The sequence below is a fragment of the Alphaproteobacteria bacterium SS10 genome (assembly GCA_019192455.1).
Lineage (GTDB): Bacteria > Pseudomonadota > Alphaproteobacteria > TMED2 > TMED2 > TMED2.
Window position 1 is genome coordinate 1,538,036 of the sequence record JAHCML010000003.1, and the last position, 17,659, is coordinate 1,555,694.

15 protein-coding genes and 1 tRNA gene are annotated in these 17,659 nt (G+C 57.0%); 8 read left to right on the top strand and 8 right to left on the bottom strand.

Annotation, left to right across the window (positions count from 1 at the left end; all coding sequences use genetic code 11):
• Positions 1-58: 58 nt before the first annotated feature.
• Positions 59-133 (top strand) — tRNA-Thr (locus KI792_07470).
• Positions 134-153: 20 nt separating this feature from the next.
• Here the strand turns inward: KI792_07470 and KI792_07475 are convergent.
• The 4 genes from KI792_07475 to KI792_07490 all read right to left on the bottom strand — a co-directional run bounded on the left by KI792_07475 (position 154) and on the right by KI792_07490 (position 4,129).
• Complete coding sequence (locus KI792_07475; GenBank protein ID MBV6632856.1) at positions 154-1,596, bottom strand: glycosyltransferase family protein; 1,443 nt, start codon at positions 1,594-1,596, stop codon at positions 154-156.
• Between the two features lie 104 nt (positions 1,597-1,700).
• A complete protein-coding gene (locus KI792_07480) occupies positions 1,701-2,540 on the bottom strand; it encodes a hypothetical protein (protein ID MBV6632857.1) in 840 nt (279 codons plus the stop codon).
• A 110-nt stretch (positions 2,541-2,650) separates the two neighbouring features.
• Complete coding sequence (locus KI792_07485; protein ID MBV6632858.1) at positions 2,651-3,376, bottom strand: hypothetical protein; 726 nt, start codon at positions 3,374-3,376, stop codon at positions 2,651-2,653.
• Between the two features lie 207 nt (positions 3,377-3,583).
• Positions 3,584-4,129, bottom strand: a complete 546-nt coding sequence (locus KI792_07490) for a hypothetical protein (GenBank protein ID MBV6632859.1) — start codon at positions 4,127-4,129, stop codon at positions 3,584-3,586.
• Positions 4,130-4,519: 390 nt separating this feature from the next.
• On the opposite strand from KI792_07490, the gene KI792_07495 reads away from it, so the two are divergent.
• Positions 4,520-5,092 (top strand): hypothetical protein, encoded by a 573-nt coding sequence (locus KI792_07495; GenBank protein MBV6632860.1) that lies wholly within the window; start codon positions 4,520-4,522, stop codon positions 5,090-5,092.
• A gap of 80 nt (positions 5,093-5,172) precedes the next feature.
• Positions 5,173-6,162 carry a GDP-mannose 4,6-dehydratase gene (locus KI792_07500; GenBank protein ID MBV6632861.1) on the top strand — a complete coding sequence of 330 codons (990 nt, stop codon included), beginning with the start codon at positions 5,173-5,175 and terminating at the stop codon, positions 6,160-6,162.
• Here KI792_07500 and KI792_07505 read toward each other — a convergent pair.
• Positions 6,155-7,075, bottom strand: coding sequence for a glycosyltransferase family 2 protein (locus tag KI792_07505; protein MBV6632862.1), 921 nt, complete (start codon positions 7,073-7,075; stop codon positions 6,155-6,157). The genes KI792_07500 and KI792_07505 overlap by 8 nt on opposite strands.
• Positions 7,076-7,340: 265 nt before the next feature.
• On the opposite strand from KI792_07505, the gene rfbC reads away from it, so the two are divergent.
• From rfbC to rfbA, 4 genes are all read left to right on the top strand, one after another.
• The gene (rfbC, locus tag KI792_07510; protein MBV6632863.1) at positions 7,341-7,904 is read left to right on the top strand and encodes a dTDP-4-dehydrorhamnose 3,5-epimerase; all 564 of its coding nucleotides are present in this window, start codon (positions 7,341-7,343) and stop codon (positions 7,902-7,904) included.
• A 15-nt stretch (positions 7,905-7,919) separates the two neighbouring features.
• Positions 7,920-9,005, top strand: a complete 1,086-nt coding sequence (rfbB, locus tag KI792_07515; GenBank protein ID MBV6632864.1) for a dTDP-glucose 4,6-dehydratase — start codon at positions 7,920-7,922, stop codon at positions 9,003-9,005.
• Between the two features lie 38 nt (positions 9,006-9,043).
• Positions 9,044-9,946, top strand: a complete 903-nt coding sequence (rfbD, locus tag KI792_07520; GenBank protein ID MBV6632865.1) for a dTDP-4-dehydrorhamnose reductase — start codon at positions 9,044-9,046, stop codon at positions 9,944-9,946.
• 28 nt (positions 9,947-9,974) lie between these two features.
• Positions 9,975-10,841 carry a glucose-1-phosphate thymidylyltransferase RfbA gene (gene rfbA, locus KI792_07525; protein MBV6632866.1) on the top strand — a complete coding sequence of 289 codons (867 nt, stop codon included), beginning with the start codon at positions 9,975-9,977 and terminating at the stop codon, positions 10,839-10,841.
• 9 nt (positions 10,842-10,850) lie between these two features.
• On the opposite strand, the gene KI792_07530 is transcribed toward rfbA, so the two are convergent.
• Positions 10,851-12,164, bottom strand: a complete 1,314-nt coding sequence (locus KI792_07530; GenBank protein ID MBV6632867.1) for a hypothetical protein — start codon at positions 12,162-12,164, stop codon at positions 10,851-10,853.
• Positions 12,165-12,390: 226 nt separating this feature from the next.
• Here KI792_07530 and KI792_07535 point away from each other — a divergent pair, with 226 nt between their 5' ends.
• Complete coding sequence (locus KI792_07535) at positions 12,391-14,184, top strand: methyltransferase domain-containing protein (GenBank protein ID MBV6632868.1); 1,794 nt, start codon at positions 12,391-12,393, stop codon at positions 14,182-14,184.
• 21 nt (positions 14,185-14,205) lie between these two features.
• Here the strand turns inward: KI792_07535 and KI792_07540 are convergent, their stop codons facing one another.
• Both KI792_07540 and KI792_07545 read right to left on the bottom strand, forming a co-directional pair.
• Positions 14,206-14,496 carry a hypothetical protein gene (locus tag KI792_07540; GenBank protein MBV6632869.1) on the bottom strand — a complete coding sequence of 97 codons (291 nt, stop codon included), beginning with the start codon at positions 14,494-14,496 and terminating at the stop codon, positions 14,206-14,208.
• A 307-nt stretch (positions 14,497-14,803) separates the two neighbouring features.
• Complete coding sequence (locus KI792_07545; GenBank protein ID MBV6632870.1) at positions 14,804-17,173, bottom strand: hypothetical protein; 2,370 nt, start codon at positions 17,171-17,173, stop codon at positions 14,804-14,806.
• Positions 17,174-17,659: the final 486 nt, after the last annotated feature.

Genomic DNA, 17,659 nt, shown 5'->3' on the forward strand with positions numbered 1-17,659 from the left:
TCTGTATGTTCCGCGCTCGATCCGCTGGTGATGTTGCACCCGCGTTGATCACGGGTACGCTGCCGTAGCTCAGGGGTAGAGCACTCCCTTGGTAAGGGAGAGGCCGAGAGTTCAATTCTCTCCGGCAGCACCAGCCCTCTTTATCCAATATCGCTAGCCGCTCTTCTCTTCCGCCAACGCGGTTAATGCGCTTTTCACGGACGCGAATACTGGTGCCCAATCGCCTGGCTGCGTTTGCCGGAACAAGCGCATGCTGGGGTACCAGCCCGTGGCCTCACCGGTCAGCCCATATATCCAGTACGGACAAGTATCAAGCAGGTTCCAAACCGGCTTATTGAGTGCGCCCGCCAGATGGGCAACCGAGGTATCGGTCATGATGATCAGGTCCAACTGCTCAATGACCGCTGCGGTTTGGGTGAAGTTGCCTAGGTGAAGCCCCAGCGGCGTGACCGCGCCTGGGTCATCCAAACTCTCCAGCCCGGCTTCGGCTGGGCCCTTTTGCAGGCTAAACAGCTGAACCCCAGGTACCGTGGCCAGATCGGCAAAATGGCTCAAAGGCGCAGAACGCTGGGCATTGCGCTTAAACTCGGGATTACCGGCCCAAACAATGCCGACCTTCAACGCCTCCCCTGCTTCATCCAATGGCTTCTGCAGCGATGGGGGAAGCAACTCATCTTTATGAACAGGCGGCGATGCTGGCGGCGCCTCCGTAAGGTTGGCTTTGAACCAACCCGGTAGACTCATCATGGCCGTCGCGTAGTCAAAAGACTGACTGACAGTTGGGTCACCTCCAACATCATCGGGGGAGCTTTTGAAAAAGCGGTGAATGATCGCAGCACACTCAAATGGCTGATTCTCGGCCAGCTCGCCGACGATATTGGCAGGCAGGTCTTTGAATAGGTCATGCAACGCTGGCCGACATAAGAGCGTCACGTTTGCGCCCTGCTCAGCCAAAAGCGGAATGTAGCGACTGCATAGAATGCTATCGCCGAACCCTTGCTCATCCACCACTAGGATTGAGCGCCCATCCAATGGCTCACCTTGCCACCATGAAATATCAGTCGGTAGCGCGCCCCGAATGTTTGCGATTTGCCAGCGCTCCTCTATGGCCCGCCAGGCCTCCGGGAACCGCTGAAGGTAGAACAGAGCCTGCGCCTTGAACCATCGAACCGATGTGTCGTCTGGATGCCGCTTGAGATAGGCCTCACAACCAGCCAGGAACCCTTCGAACTGCCCAGCCTCCCTAAGTGCCTGTAGATGATTGCGCCCCATCCCCTGGTTGTCTGGGCTGGCAGTCACCGCACGCTTATGGAACTCCAGTGCCTCATCATGCCGGTACATATCGCCCAGTACGCTGCCCATATTTGAGAGGACAGCCGCACTGTCAGGCCGCAGCTCATACGCCTTGTTTATAAACGCATGCGCCTCTCCCAACTGGCCGGCACGTCTATGCAGGATTGCCATGTTGATCCAGCCATCAGGGTGCTCTGGCGCAAGCTCAATAGCCTGGCGAAATTGCTCATAGGCTTGCTGATTGTCGCCGTTGAGGAAGGCTTGAATACCAAGCTTAATTGAACGCTGAGCTGGCTGTTGCATCGTCATAGTTCTTGGTTCAGCGCGAACGGATCCCGGGTGCTTTAGACCCGTTTAAGAGGTGGTGTTCGTTTGGAGCGTGGGCAGGTTTAGCGTTCATCGCCTGCTCAGGCCATCAGTATTAGATCACCATATGAACCGATGATTACATCATTGGCATCAGCCACAATCGTATCCTGCCCAAGGCCGCCGATCAGGGTGTCCGCCCCCTTCACACCGATCAGCAGATCATCACCCTGGCCGCCATGCAGCCAGTCGGCATCCTGACCACCAAACAGGGTGTCAGCGCCCTGATTGCCGTAGAGCCAATCTGCACCTTGATTGCCATAGATTATGTCATCGCCAGTACCACCCAAGATGTTGCCAGCGCCCGGGCCGCCAACGATCACATCATCATCTGGGGATGGGCCAAACAGGGTCTGAAGCCAGGCGATATCAGCGGCGCCAAACCCATCCTGCCTGCCATCAGCTTCATAGCTCATCACCGTCTGTAACGGCCCGGGGGCACGTTGTTCCGGATCACCACTAATCCGGTCTAGTACCGTGTAATCGAGCGTGGCGGCCAGCATATGCATCAACTCATGCCGCAGGACATAGGTTGCTAGCGCCTGACCCTGCCAATCAACGTGCAGGCCAATACGACCGCCAACAATCGTTGAGAAATCATCGCTTACATAGAGCTCGGCATAGCCAAGCACGCCCGGCCCATCTGGCGCCCCGGTTTGCGTAAGTGACCTGAACTCAATCCGTGGCTCATTGTTTACCGCAGGCCCTATGGTCAGGTCTGTTGCGATAAGTTGATCAAGCTCACCAACCACCTCAGCCACCAATGGCTGCCAGGCTGATAACGCCGGTGCGATATCCAGCCTTATGTGATGGCTTGCCCAAGCCATATCGTAGTGATGAAGGCCAAAATCCCAGGAAGTTGTGGGGTGGGCTGAAGGCATGGTGTGCTCCATGGCAAAGCACGGCCAAACGCAAAAAGGCCCGGCTGGAAAGCCGGGCCTTTGCGAATGACCGTTGCTAGTTTGTGATCAGGGGGCTGTGTTGGGTGTGTTTAGCGACCTAAGCCCAGCAAGCGTTGCCAGACGGGGGCCTGCTCAGGCTGCTTGGGCTTTGCCGCCGTCTCATTGTAGTGCATGACCAGATGCGGCTTGGCTGGGCGGCGGTCGAACTTAGTTTCCTCTGACTGTGGCTTAACGCCGTCAGGACCGTAGAGCGGGCCGTAAATCTGGTGAACCTTGGTCAGCCACTCATTGGCATCGCTTGGTTGGGCCCGGTGCCCACGCTTTGGCTGGACCGCACCATGATCGACAACCACCAACTCACCACCAGGCAGGCGACCTAGATTGTCCGGACGGTCATCGCCATTGGCGAACTCATACCCGGCCTCATCCAACTGCCGACGCATATGTTCAACATCCACCTTGCCCAGACCACCGGTGGCGACGAATGGGAACATCTGCACGTGATACTCAACATAGTCGGACTCAATCGTCTTACGTTGAATGGCCGGCAGGACGAACGGCTTGGGCGTGGTGTCCTCATAACGGGCCGGCGTCACCTTGGCGACCAGGCCATCACCGGCGTAAAGCGGTATTGAGATTTGGGCGGAAGAGTTAACGTTGATTAGAGGCTCAAAACGACGTTGCCCCCAGCTATCGAGCACACCTTCAACGGCCTTTTGCGCTCTATAATCATAGGCCAAGTCTGACACGGCTTGGTTTGTTGCTAACTCCATCGACAACTGACCAACGATATCTGCCAAAAACCTCGGTGCCATCGAACACCCCACCTCTACAATCCTTCGTTTCTAATAGTGTTTTATGCGCTAATTACGAAAGATCAAAGGCGATATCGGGCCTTTTGTCGACAAAACGGAAACAATCAAAGATCGCTATTCCGCGTTGCCATCTCGGCATTCTGATGCGCCAAAACAAAAAGGGCTCGCCGAAGCGAGCCCTCTTCAAAATTGTTTACCTAGCTAGGCTTAGGCGCTGGTCAGGCTAATCTCGCCATCATCAGGGGCAGCATCACTGCCACTGGCCTGACTTGATGGGGCCTGGGTTGCAGCAGTCAGATTGCCTGCTTCAGTGCCACCAGAGCTGGCCGGTGCAGCAGATGGAGCCTCAGCAGCAGGCGCTGGATCAGCTGGTGCCGGAGCTGGAGCTGCAGCAGCAGGTGCTGGAGCTGCCTCAGCTGGTGCCGGTGCCACATCAAATGGGCCTGGCGCCGCTGCCGCTGCCGCATCAGCGGCCACACGCTCGTTATTCTGCTGTTGGTTTTGGTAAACCGAGCTCGCCTGATCCGGCGGGAAGCTACGAATAACTTCGCCGGTATTAGCATCACGGAACTGCACCAAGACGTCACCGTCCTCGATAACAGCACGCGGGCTAATGAACAGCGCCGGATTGGTTGGTGGAGCTTCGGCCGCCTCAGGCGCGTCTTGCGCTGGCGGGGTGTTGTTTGCGACCTGAGAGGCCGCTGCGAGTTCAGCAACAGACTGCTGACCACGCGGAAACTGAATATCGGACATATTGGCTTCTCCCCTTGATGTCACACACAGCTTTCTCGCCGATCACACCAGTTATACAAAATAAGCCACAGAAAGAAAAGGTTTACCGTAGTTAACGCCTAGTCGCGGTTACGTGATCAACGCCTTGTAAAGGCAGCTTTCCTGCCACCAACGGCGTTAATCCTTGGGCTTTCCCACAAGCTGAGCATCAGACCGATTGCGAATCACCCCCCGCTTCCGGCATAATAATGTCGAAGATTCAAGACTGTAGCTGGACCTAGCTAGGATACAACCAGCCACAAAATCACGAAGGCTCGCCGCCGCATTCGGGAACAACCGAAGGTTACGAACGCCGTAAATGGCGTGCCCGGTTATCTGCGGCTCGCGGACAAAAGCACCATGAGGCCCCATATGTTCAGCCAATTCCTTAGCCACACCGGCATTGCCGCCGCCGCCCTGGTCGCAGCAACATCACTCGCCACCGCCCAAGAGGCAAAGGCACAGAACTTTGCTGAAGGCCTGGAAGCCCTGAAAGAAATGGTGCTGGTGGTCGAGCGCATGTCCGAGCAATCAGAGCAATGTGGCCTGGACCGCACCGTATTGGCCGAGCAGATCCGAGCTGAGGTTGCCGATACCGGCCTTGTTTTGGCTGAGGCTGGCCCGACCCTATACCTAAACATCAGCACCGCAGCGGTTGGTGAGATCTGCTTCTCAGCTGTTGATTTTAGCGTGAACTACTTCACCCAAGTGCCGCACCCAACCAAGCCAGAGGGCGCCATTGCCCAAGTTGTGCTCTGGGATGATGCGTTTATTGCCTCATCAGAGCTCAGCAACCATGGCAGCTATATCGGTGAGTTGACCGCTGAGATGGCTGGCGATTTCGTCGATGATTGGCGTGAAGCAAACCCACGCTCACTCTTGGTGGTTCCGGAGGGTCAACCCGCAGGCAACGCACCAATCCTGAACGCAGCGCCAGAAAACTAATCGTTATCCAGGGCACTCGCCATCCAAGCGATAGCTAGCCGCCCCTAAACAGGGCCGAGAACCAGAGGCATGACTAGGCCATGGGCCAGTATCTCGTCACCGGTGTCGCCGGTTTTATCGGCATGCATGTGGCCCATTCACTGCTGGGCCAGGGGCATCGGGTTATCGGCCTGGACAGCATCAATGACTACTATGACCGGTCACTGAAACAGGCACGGCTGGCAACCCTTGCTGATCAATCTGGCTATCGCTTCATCGAGGCGGAGGTCACCGCCTTCTGTCAGGGCCTGAAAACCCCGACGGATGAGCTGGGCGAGATCGACGGCATTGTTCATCTAGCGGCACAGCCTGGGGTTCGATACTCGCTCGAGAACCCCCATGCCTATGTGGATGCCAACATCCATGCCCAGGTCGCGATCCTTGAGCTCGCAAGGCAGCTACCGCAACGACCACATGTGGTCTATGCCAGCTCTTCCTCGGTTTATGGTCGCAATACCAAGATGCCCTGGTCGGAGACAGACCGGACGGACCACCCGGCATCGCTCTACGCGGCGACTAAGAAATCAGCAGAGTTAACGGCAGAGACCTATGCCCATCTCTACGATCTCGACCTGACCGGCCTAAGGTTCTTCACCGTCTACGGTCCATGGGGGCGTCCGGATATGGCGCCCTACATCTTTACCAAGGCGATGTTTGAAGAGCGAACGATCCGCCTCTTCAACTATGGCAAGCAGCGCCGTGACTTCACCTATATCGACGACATCGTCGCCGGTGTGGTGGCAGCGATTGATCGACCCAGGGAAATCGATGGCGAACGCGCCGCGCACCGGGTCTACAACCTAGGCAACAACCAGGCGGAAACGCTGGAGGACTTTGTTGCTGCTATCGAAGCTGCAACGGGCCATACGGCGAAGCTGGAGCGTGTTGCGGCCCAACCTGGCGACGTTGTTGAAACCTATGCAGACATCACCCGAAGCAAGGCAGAGCTTGGCTTTGAGCCCAAGACCCGCATGGCCGACGGCTTACAGCAATTTGTCGATTGGTATCGTGACTATCACAACGTCACTTAATGGAGCCGCCCGCGATTAGGAGACGCAGCGCGATGTTGTCGAGCAGTCGCTGGCGCTCTCCGACCGGCTGAATTAGTGCGCGCAATCGCTGCCATCCGTCAGACAGCCCCAGAAACTCATCGACCACCGCCCGCGCTTCTGGTGACATCGCATCGCCGTATTGGCTCAAGAGCCCCCGCGCCTGGGCAAACAATGGCGGCATGCTGCCACCAAATAACCGCCCCAAGCGACGTCGCCAGCGCCCAGCGACAGACGGCAGATAGCCAATCGCATTGCGCCCATGCTGTCGGTAGTTCAGCACCGGCCGCTCATCGTAATGCATCAGGCCACCATGGGCAGCAATCACCAGATAGGCCCACCAATCATGGGCAATCACACTCTTTGGCCACTCACCGACTAACAGATCGAGCGCCTTGCGATTGATCACCGTGGTGCAGCCCAGCGCCATATTCTCAACCAAGGCATTTCGCAGCCCCATGGGCTTGCGCCAGACTGGCGCCCGGCCCAACGGCTCCATATTCTGCCCTGCCAGATTAGCACCAGCGCAGTAGAGCGCCGGTTGATCATCCCCAACCTCGCGATGCCACGCCTCCGCCCATTCAAGCTTCTCAGGCAGCCAAACATCATCTTGATCTGCCAGCGCAATCAACGGGACGTCGGTTTGGTCAGCGGTAACCTTAAGCAGCTGTTGGATGCTTGCCGTCACCCCCAGATGACTATGCTCATCCTCAACCACCCGGATTGCCGACCAGTCCTTAGCCCAGCGGTTCAGCATGAGGTTGGTGGCATCGCCAGACCCATCATCGCGGATCAGCACCTGGCTTGGCGGCCGGGTCTGATGACGAATGCTGTCGAGCTGTGCGCCCAGATAGGCAGCACCGTTATAGCTCGGCATGATCACGGCGATGGTCATAGTGAAATTGCCCAAATTGGCCCAAGACGGGGTACTAGCTGAAAAACCGATGGGTGATATGCGGATTTCCAGGGATTTTTAAGCCCTCAGCACTCGACCTGAAGGCCTTAAATCGTTAACACAGCGCGACATGACAGCAAGCGTCTTTCATGGCCGACGGCATAGTGGCTGTTGGGCCAAATCAAAACGCCACGCTGTTTTGCCAGATAGCCATGCGCAATCAAGCGCATTCAGCATTTAGCCCGTTAGAGAGCTGTTAGACACGATGGACGTCAAATCCCTCGCCATCCCAGAAGTTAAGCTGATCACCCCGCAGAAATTCGGTGATCACCGCGGCTTCTTCTCAGAGACTTACAACAAAGAGCGGTTCTTTGAGGCCGGGATCAAGGCTGAGTTTGTTCAGGACAACCAATCGCTATCAGCGCGTCCGGGCACCCTGCGGGGCCTACACTTTCAAACTGACCCACACCCCCAGGCCAAGCTGGTTCGGGTGGTGCGCGGCGCCATCTTTGATGTCGCGGTTGATATCCGCCACGGCTCGCCAACCTTTGGCCAATGGGTTGGCATGGAGCTGAGTGCAGAGAACTGGCACCAGCTTTTTGTACCGGTTGGGTTTGCCCATGGGTTCTGCACCCTGCAACCCGACACCGAGGTGGTCTATAAGGTGTCCGGTAAGTACGCCCCGGAAACTGATCGGGGCATTGCCTGGAACGACCCTGATATCGGTATTGATTGGCCAGTTAAGGCGGATGACGTTGTGCTGTCTGAAAAGGACACCAAGCATCCAACCCTGGCTGATAGCCCGACCTATTTCACCCATACGCAGTAATGGATTAAGCGAGCCATGAGCGACAATTTCACCAGCACCATTTTTGTCACCGGCGGGGCCGGCTTTATTGGATCCGCGGTTATTCGCAAGCTGATTGGTGAAACCGGTGCCCGGGTCATCAATATCGATAAGCTGACCTATGCCGCGACGCCTACGGCGCTTAGCAGCATCGACCAAGACCCACGCTACAGCTTTGAGCAGGTGGATATCTGCGATGCGGCAGAGCTTGATCGCTGCTTCACAACCTACAAGCCTGATGCGGTGATGCACCTGGCCGCTGAGAGCCATGTTGACCGTTCAATCGACGGGCCAGCCGCCTTCATCCAAACCAATATTGTTGGCACCTACACCCTATTGGATGCGACAGCTCGCTATTGGAGCACGCTGGACGACACGGCAAAGGCCGCGTTCCGGTTCCACCACATCTCAACCGATGAGGTTTATGGCTCGCTAGGCGATGAAGGGCTATTCACTGAGGAAAGCCAATACCAGCCGAACTCCCCCTACTCCGCCAGTAAGGCGGGGTCGGATCACCTGGTTCGGGCTTGGCACCACACCTTCCATATTCCAGTGGTGACCTCAAACTGCTCAAATAATTACGGGCCGTATCAGTTCCCTGAGAAGCTGATCCCACTGATGATCATCAATGGCCTAAAGGGCAAAGAGCTACCGGTTTATGGCCAGGGCACCAATATCCGTGACTGGCTGCATGTGGCCGATCACGCCGATGCGCTCGTCACCATCCTTCGCCAAGGTAAGCCGGGCGAGACCTATAATGTCGGTGGCCATAACGAGAAGCAGAATATCGAGGTGGTGCATGCCATCTGCGATCACCTCGATGAACTGGCCCCGGCCCTCGAAGGCATGTCCAGTCGTCGTGAGCTGATCCGCTACGTCACCGACCGCCCGGGCCATGACCAGCGCTACGCTATTGATGCCAGCAAGATTGATCGCGAGCTTGGCTGGACGCCGAAATGGACATTCGAGACCGGCATCCGCGACACCGTTGAGTGGTATCTGGGTAATGAAGATTGGTGGCAAGAGATCCGTGAGGCCAACTACGCTGGACAGCGTTTGGGCCTTAAGGCCGCCAACGGCTAACCCAGCTTTATTGACGCGACTGAGTTAGTTCTATGCCTATCCACCTTCTCGTAACCGGCGCTGGCGGCCAGGTTGGCACAGAGNTCGGCAAACGCGCCTCTGCCGATCCGGATGCCCCGGATGCAATTCGCCTCACCTGCATTGATCGGGATGAAGCCGATCTTAGTGAGCCCAGCAGCCTGCGGAATGTCATTGAACAGCACCGCCCCGACGGCGTGATCAATGCCGCCGCCTACACGGCTGTCGACAAGGCAGAGGAAGAGGAAGAGCTCGCCACCATCATTAATGGCGAAGCACCAGGCGCCATGGCTGCGACCTGCCAGGATATGGGCATCCCTATTTTGCACATCTCCACCGACTACGTGTTCGATGGCAGTAAAGACGGCGCCTATGTTGAGGATGACCCCATCGCCCCCATCGGCGCCTATGGCCGGTCAAAGGCCGCTGGTGAAATCGCCGTTCGCGAGGCCTGCGCAGAACACCTGATCCTACGCACCGCCTGGGTTTACAGCGCCCATGGCAATAACTTCGTGAAAACCATGCTACGGGTTGGTGAGAGCCGTAATGAATTGCGGGTGGTTGCCGATCAGCATGGCATCCCAACCGCTGCAGCCGATATCGCCGAGACTTGCATCGATGCGATGCGTCAGGTCCTAACCTATAAGCGCAGCGGCATCTGGGGCACCTATCACTACACCGGCGCCAATGCGACCACCTGGCATGGCTTTGCTGATGCGATCTTTGATCTCGCCGAACCGCACTGGCAACGGCGCCCAGAGGTTGAGGCCATCACCACGGATGAATATCCAACGCCAGCGAAGCGTCCGGCGAATTCGGTCCTGGATTGCAGCTTGATCGCTGACCGCCTCGGCCTTAACCCCAAGCCATGGCAGCAATCACTTGAGAAGGTGGTGAGCGAGCTGCTGGACCAGGCTGGCTAATCCAATACGTTGAAAAGGCACTAAACCGATGAAGGGCATCATTCTCGCCGGTGGCAGCGGCACCCGGCTTTATCCGATCACCCGCGGCGTTAGTAAGCAGCTCCTGCCCGTCTACAACAAGCCGATGATCTACTACCCGCTCTCAGTCCTGATGTTGGCTGGCATTAGCGAAGTGCTGATCATCACCACCCCCCATGACAATGCCGCGTTTAAGACCCTGCTGGGCGATGGTAGCCAATGGGGCATGCGCCTTGAATATGCCGTCCAGCCGAGCCCTGACGGCCTTGCGCAAGCATTCATCATCGGCCGGGATTTCATCGATGGCGAGCCAAGCTGCCTGATCCTCGGCGATAACCTCTTCTTTGGTCACGATCTTGAATCAATGGTTCGCCGCGCCTCCGAGGTTGAGGATGGCGCCGTCGTCTTCGGCTATCACGTCAGCGACCCGGAGCGGTATGGCGTTGTTGAATTTGACGACAAGGGCCGGGCGATCACGATTGAGGAAAAACCCGAGCAGCCAAAGTCGAACTATGCCGTCACCGGCCTCTATTTCTATGACGCTGAGGTGTGTGATCTGGCCGCTAATCTGGCGCCGTCACCGCGTGGGGAGCTGGAGATTACCGACCTGAACCGCCTGTATCTGGAACGGGGCAAGCTGTCGGTTGAGGTCATGCGTCGTGGCTTCGCCTGGCTCGACACCGGCACCTTCGACAGCCTGATTGAAGCCGGCCAATTCGTGCAGACGATTGAGAACCGACAAGGTCAGCAAATTGCCTGCCTTGAAGAGATTGCGTTCCGCCGCGGCCTGATTGATGAACAGCAGCTGATCAAGCTGGCAGAGCCACTGAAGAAGAATGCCTATGGCCAGTATCTTCTTGGGCTGTTGGAAGACTAGGGCTGCGCCTTAACTCGCCGCCGCTTCGCTCGACTTCTCTGGCCCATCGATGATGATGTCGGCCCCGCCGCCCATCACCATATCTTCCTGAATGCGTTGAATGGTCTGAGGGCTCGGCCCGGTATTTCTAATCGCTTTTGCGCCGATTAGTTCCAGGCATCCATGCACGACCTCACCAACCGCGTCGCCCTGCTTACGGGTTGAGACGGCTTTCGCGGCCTCATGCGTTCGTTGCCAGAGGCTACGGTCAGTCAAGATGCGATCAAGCGCATCGCCGACCGCACTCATATCGCTATCCTTCGCATCGGCGGTGAGTGACCCAGCAAGGTGCATGGCGCCACGGGTCGTGATTGTGTGCTCAAGATTGACCGGCAGTAGTAGCTGCGGCGTACCGGCCTTAATGGCGGCATAGGCGGTTGCCAGCCCCGCATGGTGAATGATGCCGCGGAACTTCCACAGGTCATCCTCAAAATTAATCGGGCGGCGATGGATCGCCACGTTCTTGCCCGCGAATGGGGCCAGCTTCTCAGCTGGAATGCTGCTCACATAGACATGGGCTGGTACCCCACGGTCTGAGACCAGCTTCAGGATGCCCTTTAGCATGGGGTGGGTGGCCGGCAGATAGATGAAGATCGGCGCCTTCTCACCGCCCCGCTGCTCAATCGTCGGGAACTTCGTGATGTTGGGCACGTTGAACGGCATCAGGGTCGGCTGCTGCCGGTGCGGCCGATAGGGATCAAACTCCCGGATCGTACAAACGTAAGAGCGATGGCCGTTCAGCATATCGCCGACATAATCGACCGGCGGCCCCTCTAAGCGCTCCCTCACCTCGTTCATCGCCATGAGAACGGCGGCCTCATTCTTACGGCTGAAGGGGTGCAGATTGGTCTGCCAGGGCCGAATTGGTGGCAGGGCACGACCGCCCGGCGGCACAGTGTAGCCATTGCCGGTCATGACAAAGGGCACATCGCCCCAATGGGCCAAACGTAGCGTTGGTGCAAAGTCGGCGACAATCAGATCTGGCTTATGCTCATCCAACAGATCACGCCAAATACGCGTCTGCCGCTCTAGCTCGTCCAAATCGTGATAGGCGAATAGTTGCAGAACATCAGCCAACACATGGGTTGGCTTCTTGCGCATGTCCGGGTCGTTGTTTTTGACCTTCCAATGCCCGCCCTTAATCACCTGCAGGCGATATTGGCTGCGGTCCCCTGGAAAGTTCTTATCCAGTACCGGCTTGGCAGCATCGGGGTTCGGCACCGCCAGGACAATGTCATGCCCCGCGTCATGTAGGCGGCGCGCGATCGGGACAAGCCGGGTCAAATGCCCAAGCCCAGCCCCAAACTCCCATGCACAAAATATCCGCGCCATCGCGAAACCAACCATTAGCTAGAAAACCAGTGCCCTTTCCTATCCAAGCCAGCCAAACGGTGAAAGGGGAAAGTGATGGTCTGGCACAGGCAAACCGGCATCCAAGACTGGCGCTAGCCCCTGACCCGTGGCATGACACCGGCATCCAAACCATCTTCCATTGATTGACAAGTGCCCCATGTCCGCACCTGCCTCCAAACAAGATACGACCACCGCCGATGGCCAGCCAATCCGTGGGTACTACAACCGGGTTAATGATGACCTGTTGATCCGGATTCCCATGACCGCAAAGCGGGTTTTGGAGCTTGGTTGCGGTGCTGGTGCCCTCGGCAACGCGTTTAAGGCGCGCAATCCAGATGTTGAGTATGTCGGGCTTGAGCTTGACCCAGATGCCGCTGAGATGGCGAAGGATCGGTTGGATGAGGTCTATCTGTTCAATGCGGATAAGGACCAGCTGCCCGATGAGGTCGCCAATGGTGCGCCGTTTGACGCCATCATCTTCGGTGATGTGCTAGAGCACCTCTATGACCCGTGGCAGGTGGTCAGCGACTTCGCCAAGCTATTGAGCGATGGCGGTTGCCTCATGACCTGCATCCCGAATGTGCAGAATTGGTGGTTCATGCAGGCCGTTATGGGCCGGGGCTTTGAATACCATTCAGAGGGCCTGTTCGACCGGACGCACCTGCGTTGGTTCAGCCTTCAAAACATGATCGACCTGTTCAGCCAGGCTGGCCTCCGCACCACGGATGTCACCCCGCGCAATTTCATCCTGCAGCGTGGCGAGCATAGCTTTGAGAAGTTTGCCCAGATGATGGCGCCGTCCCTGCCCGCCCTCGGCATGACGCCAGAGCAGTTCGCCGCCAAGGCTAAGCCACTTCAGTTCGTGGTCCGCGGTGTTAAGCAGGGGAAACCATCGGAGCGGATGCTGCTGCAATCTATCATGCTGCGGCCGGTTGGCGGGGTGAACGATGTGCGCGTTGGTCAGCCGCTACAATCAGCTGCCAGCCTGCCTGAGATTGAGGTCCATGCGACGGTCAGATCGGCATCACTATTTGAGCGCCCCGCCGAGCAACCTAAGGTTATGATCTGGCAACGCCCCGTCCATCATTATGAGGCGGCAAAGAGCCTGCTGAATATCGTGAATAAGGGCTACATCGTCGTCACTGAGTTTGATGACCACACGATGCGATGGGAAGGGATTGAGAAGCACGAGTATTTGACCCTGACTGGTTGCCATGGCGTGCAGACATCAACGCAAGTGCTGGCCAACATCTTCAAGGATCAGCAGCCACCGCCCTATCAACCGGACATCGCGGTTTTTCCGAATGCGGTGATGCAACTGCCAGAGCGGCGGAACTTCACTGATAACCGTCTGCGGGTGTTCTTCGGTGCCCTTAACCGGGAAGAGGATTGGGGCCCGATCATGCCGGGCATCAATAAGGCACTGGCCGAAGCACAGAAAGCCGGCATCCAGATTGGCTTTGAGGTGATCCATGACCAGGGCTTTTTCGACGCCTTAGAGACCAAAATCAAACGCTTCACGCCAACTTGTGACTACCCCAAATACCTCGAGATTTTGGGCCGCTGCGAAGCTGCCCTTCTTCCACTCAATGACAATCTATTCAATCAGTGTAAGTCGGATCTCAAATTCATTGAAGCGGGTGCCGCTGGATTGGCGGTGCTGGCAAGCCCAACGGTCTATTCAGCTACCTTGGAACACGACCAGACAGGGCTACTACTGGAACAACCGGATGAGTTCGGCGCTAGCCTTCTGAAACTGGCGAAGGATCTGAAAGAGGCAAAACGCCTGGGTGATAACGCACGGGCTTATGTCAGCCGTGAGCGGCTCTCATCGCAACAGATCGAGAAGCGGCTCAGCTGGTATCGCTTGCTCTGGGATAACCGCCATGAGACGACACCGAAGCTGATTGAGCATCTGCAGCAGGTCATTGCGAAGATCGATGCCGTTTAGCGCTGTCCGCTTAGGCTAGGCTTACTCAAACGCCTCCCGCGCGCGCATGATGGCGCGGTCAATCTGGATCAGGCAGCCATCCATCCGCTCCATCACATCGCGGTACCAGAGGTTGAGCATAAGCCACTCGGCATCCTCCAGCGCTGCCTTAGCTATGGCCTCATGCTCAAGCTCGGCCGGGCTCATCCGCTTTAAGGCGACGTCATCTTCCACCGTGATGATGAGGGCCAGCTCGACGCAGGCGATATCAGCAATCACGCCCAGATCGGGGCCTAGCATGATTGGGTAGTCGCGGCGAAAGGTTAAGGCCAAGTCTGGTGACGCCTTTGCCAACGGCTTTAATCGCGACCAAAGGCGACGCTGCGCCCGCGCGACAACGGGCCGGCGCCGTTTCCAGGACATGTGGTGGCTCGGCGCGTTCAAGGCCGATTGCCGCCCATCCGGGTCCCGTTTGAGAGTATCTGATTTCACAATCACTGATTGAGCCCCCACCCATCATTGGCAACCACCTTACGTGAAGTTGGCCGTTGCGAACAGTGATCAAGGGCAAGGGGTCTGGTCGGGCAAACAAAAAGGGCGGCCCGATGGCCGCCCTTTTCCGTATCTGTATCAGTCTGACTTAGATGATGTCGCCGGCCACGATGGCGGCCACACCGGTCAGAACCAGGCCGAGATCGGCGGTGCCGTCCAGGTCGGTATCGACGAACAGGAAGCCGTCGGTGGTGTCATCATCGAAGAAGTACTGAACCGTACCGTTGAACGCGGCGTTAGCAGCGGTCAAAGCAGTGTTGAAGGTTGCACCACCGGTGTTGGCATCGGTGAAGTTCGTACCGGTACCAGCATCACCACCAAACTCGAAGAAGTCAGTGGTGGTGGTGAAGTTTTCAACCGTGTCAGCAGACAGGCTGGTGATACCGCTATCGCCAGCGGCGAAGACGAACACGTCAGCATCGCCATCAGCAACACCATTGATCGTATCGACGCCCGTGCCACCGGTTAGGGTGTCGGCACCACCGCCACCGACGAGGCTGTCGCCACCCGCGCCGCCAATGATGATGTCGTCACCGGTACCGCCATCGATGATGTCTAGGCCAGCACCACCGTCGAGGACCGAGTTGCCCGAGCCATCCACGATGTTGTCGTCACCAGCATTACCGTTGATGGTGTCAGCACCGCCAGTGCCGTCAATGATAATGTCGGTACCGCTGCCGCCATTGATCACGTTGTTGCCACTGTTATCGCTAATGGTCAGGTTGGTTGAAATCACGGAGGCATCGAGGTTGATGTTGAAAACACCAGTCAGATCAACCGTCTCAATGCCTGTGGTTGCGGGATCAAGAACCAAATCTGGGTCGCTATTTGAGCCACCAAAGAAGATTGTATCCTGACCATCGCCACCATCGATGATCTCGCCAGCCATATGATGGCTACCAGCATTTATGAAAAAGCTATCATCGCCGAGGCCGCCTAACAGGGTATCAAGGCCATCGCCACCGGTGATGCTGTCATTGCCATCACCACCAGAAATACTGTCAGCACCGTCACCTCCGGTTAGGCTATCATTGCCAGCACCACCATCAAGCGTGTCATCACCGTCGCCGCCATTAAGCTGGTCATTACCATCCGCACCGGTCAGGAAGTCGCTACCTTGACCACCGTCCAGGCTATCGTTGCCATCTGCACCAGTAATGGTGTCAGCGCCCTCACCACCAAGGATACCAAGATCTTCGTTGGTGATCAGCGGGCCACCTGAAATGTTCAGTCCCGAGGTAACGTTTGTAAACTCAACCTCGAAACCACCCGCTCGCTCCAAGTGGATCAGCACATTTTCAAAGCCCGCCAGATCAGAGCTGAACACAATACTGCCAGTTAGCGTACCAACGGCCGTATCGGAACCAACGATCAAGGTATCGGTGCCAGCACCGCCCAGCAGGATCGATTGCTGGGAGGCTTGGGTCGCGTCCAAAATAAATAGATCATCGCCGTCATTGCCAAACAGCGTGTCGTTACCGGTCACGCCGTCGAAATTGTTTCTATCAATGATCAGCCTGTCATCGCCTTTGCCGCCCAGGATTACGTCTTCACCGGCGCTGGCGGTCAGAACATCATTATCCGCCCCGCCATAAAGGGCGTCGTTACCGGTTCCACCTTCAAGGGTATCAGCACCTTTGTTGCCATACATGGTCAGCTCACCGCCGCCACTGCCGTTCAGCAGGTCATCGCCCTGACCACCGAAGCCTTGATCGTCATCAGCGAGGCGAAGCGAGTCAGCGCCTTGGTTACCGTAGAGGATGTCGTTGTCGCTGCCACCATTCAGACTGTCATCGCCAACGCCACCGAGGAGTAGGTCATCACCAGCACCACCAGCGATGCTGTCATCACCCGAACCACCAATCAGGCTGTCATCGCCACCAGCACCGTCCAGGGTGTCATCACCCTTACCGCCATAGAGAACATCGTCGTCATTGCCGCCATCGATGCTGTCATCGCCCTTATTGCCATAGAGGATGTCGTCGCCGTCGCTGCCGTCCAGCTCGTCATCATCCTGGCCGCCATAGAGGATGTCGATGCCGGTACCACCATCAAAGGTGTCACGACCGGTGTTGCCGTAAGCGAGGTTCGAGCCATTGGCGAAGTCGACATCATCATTGCCGCCTAGGCCAATATACTGGCTGCTCTCGGTATTGATGTTGAAGTCGGTGCCAAAATCGAAGGTGTTTGACACATCATCCAGCGCCAGGCCGGTGGTATTGTCACCAATGACAAAGGCAGATAGGTCGGCAAAGGTGATGTTGTCCGAGGTAAAGCCACCAATGCCGCCCACGATACGGATCGTGACACCGCCCGCATTAATGGTCGTACTTAAATCAGGATTATCGAAAATAAGCGTATCAGCGGCCGTGGCTGTATCGATGATGAGGACATCGTTTTCCGGATCGAAGGCAAGTGTCTGGCCGTCAGTTAGCTGGGAAAACAGGGTTACGGTCATGTCGCGGGACTCCTTAGCGTCCTTATCAATTTTCTGAACTTAGAAACCAACGGCCTATGCCAGTTGGTTAAACGGGTGGGGAATGCCGGATAACCGCCTAATTTGGGACGGTATCGCCCTCTCCTCGGCGGTTGGATTACCATAGTTCCCCGACAGCGCCATGCTTTTTTGCCGGACATGCGGCCGGGCGGGATTCACAAGCTCGGCAACCACCTCTCTGCGGCCGTTAAAGCAATGCAAACCCGGCGCTCACCAAACAAAAAGGGCGGCCCTCGGGCCGCCCTTTTCCGTATCTATGTCGGTTCGACTTAGACGATGTCGCCAGCCACGATGGCGGCCACACCGGTCAGAACCAGGCCGAGATCGGCGGTGCCGTCCAGGTCGGTATCGACAAACAGGAAGCCGTCGGTGGTGTCATCATCGAAGAAGTACTGAACCGTACCGTTGAACGCGGCGTTAGCTGCGGTCAGCGCGGTGCTGAAGGTT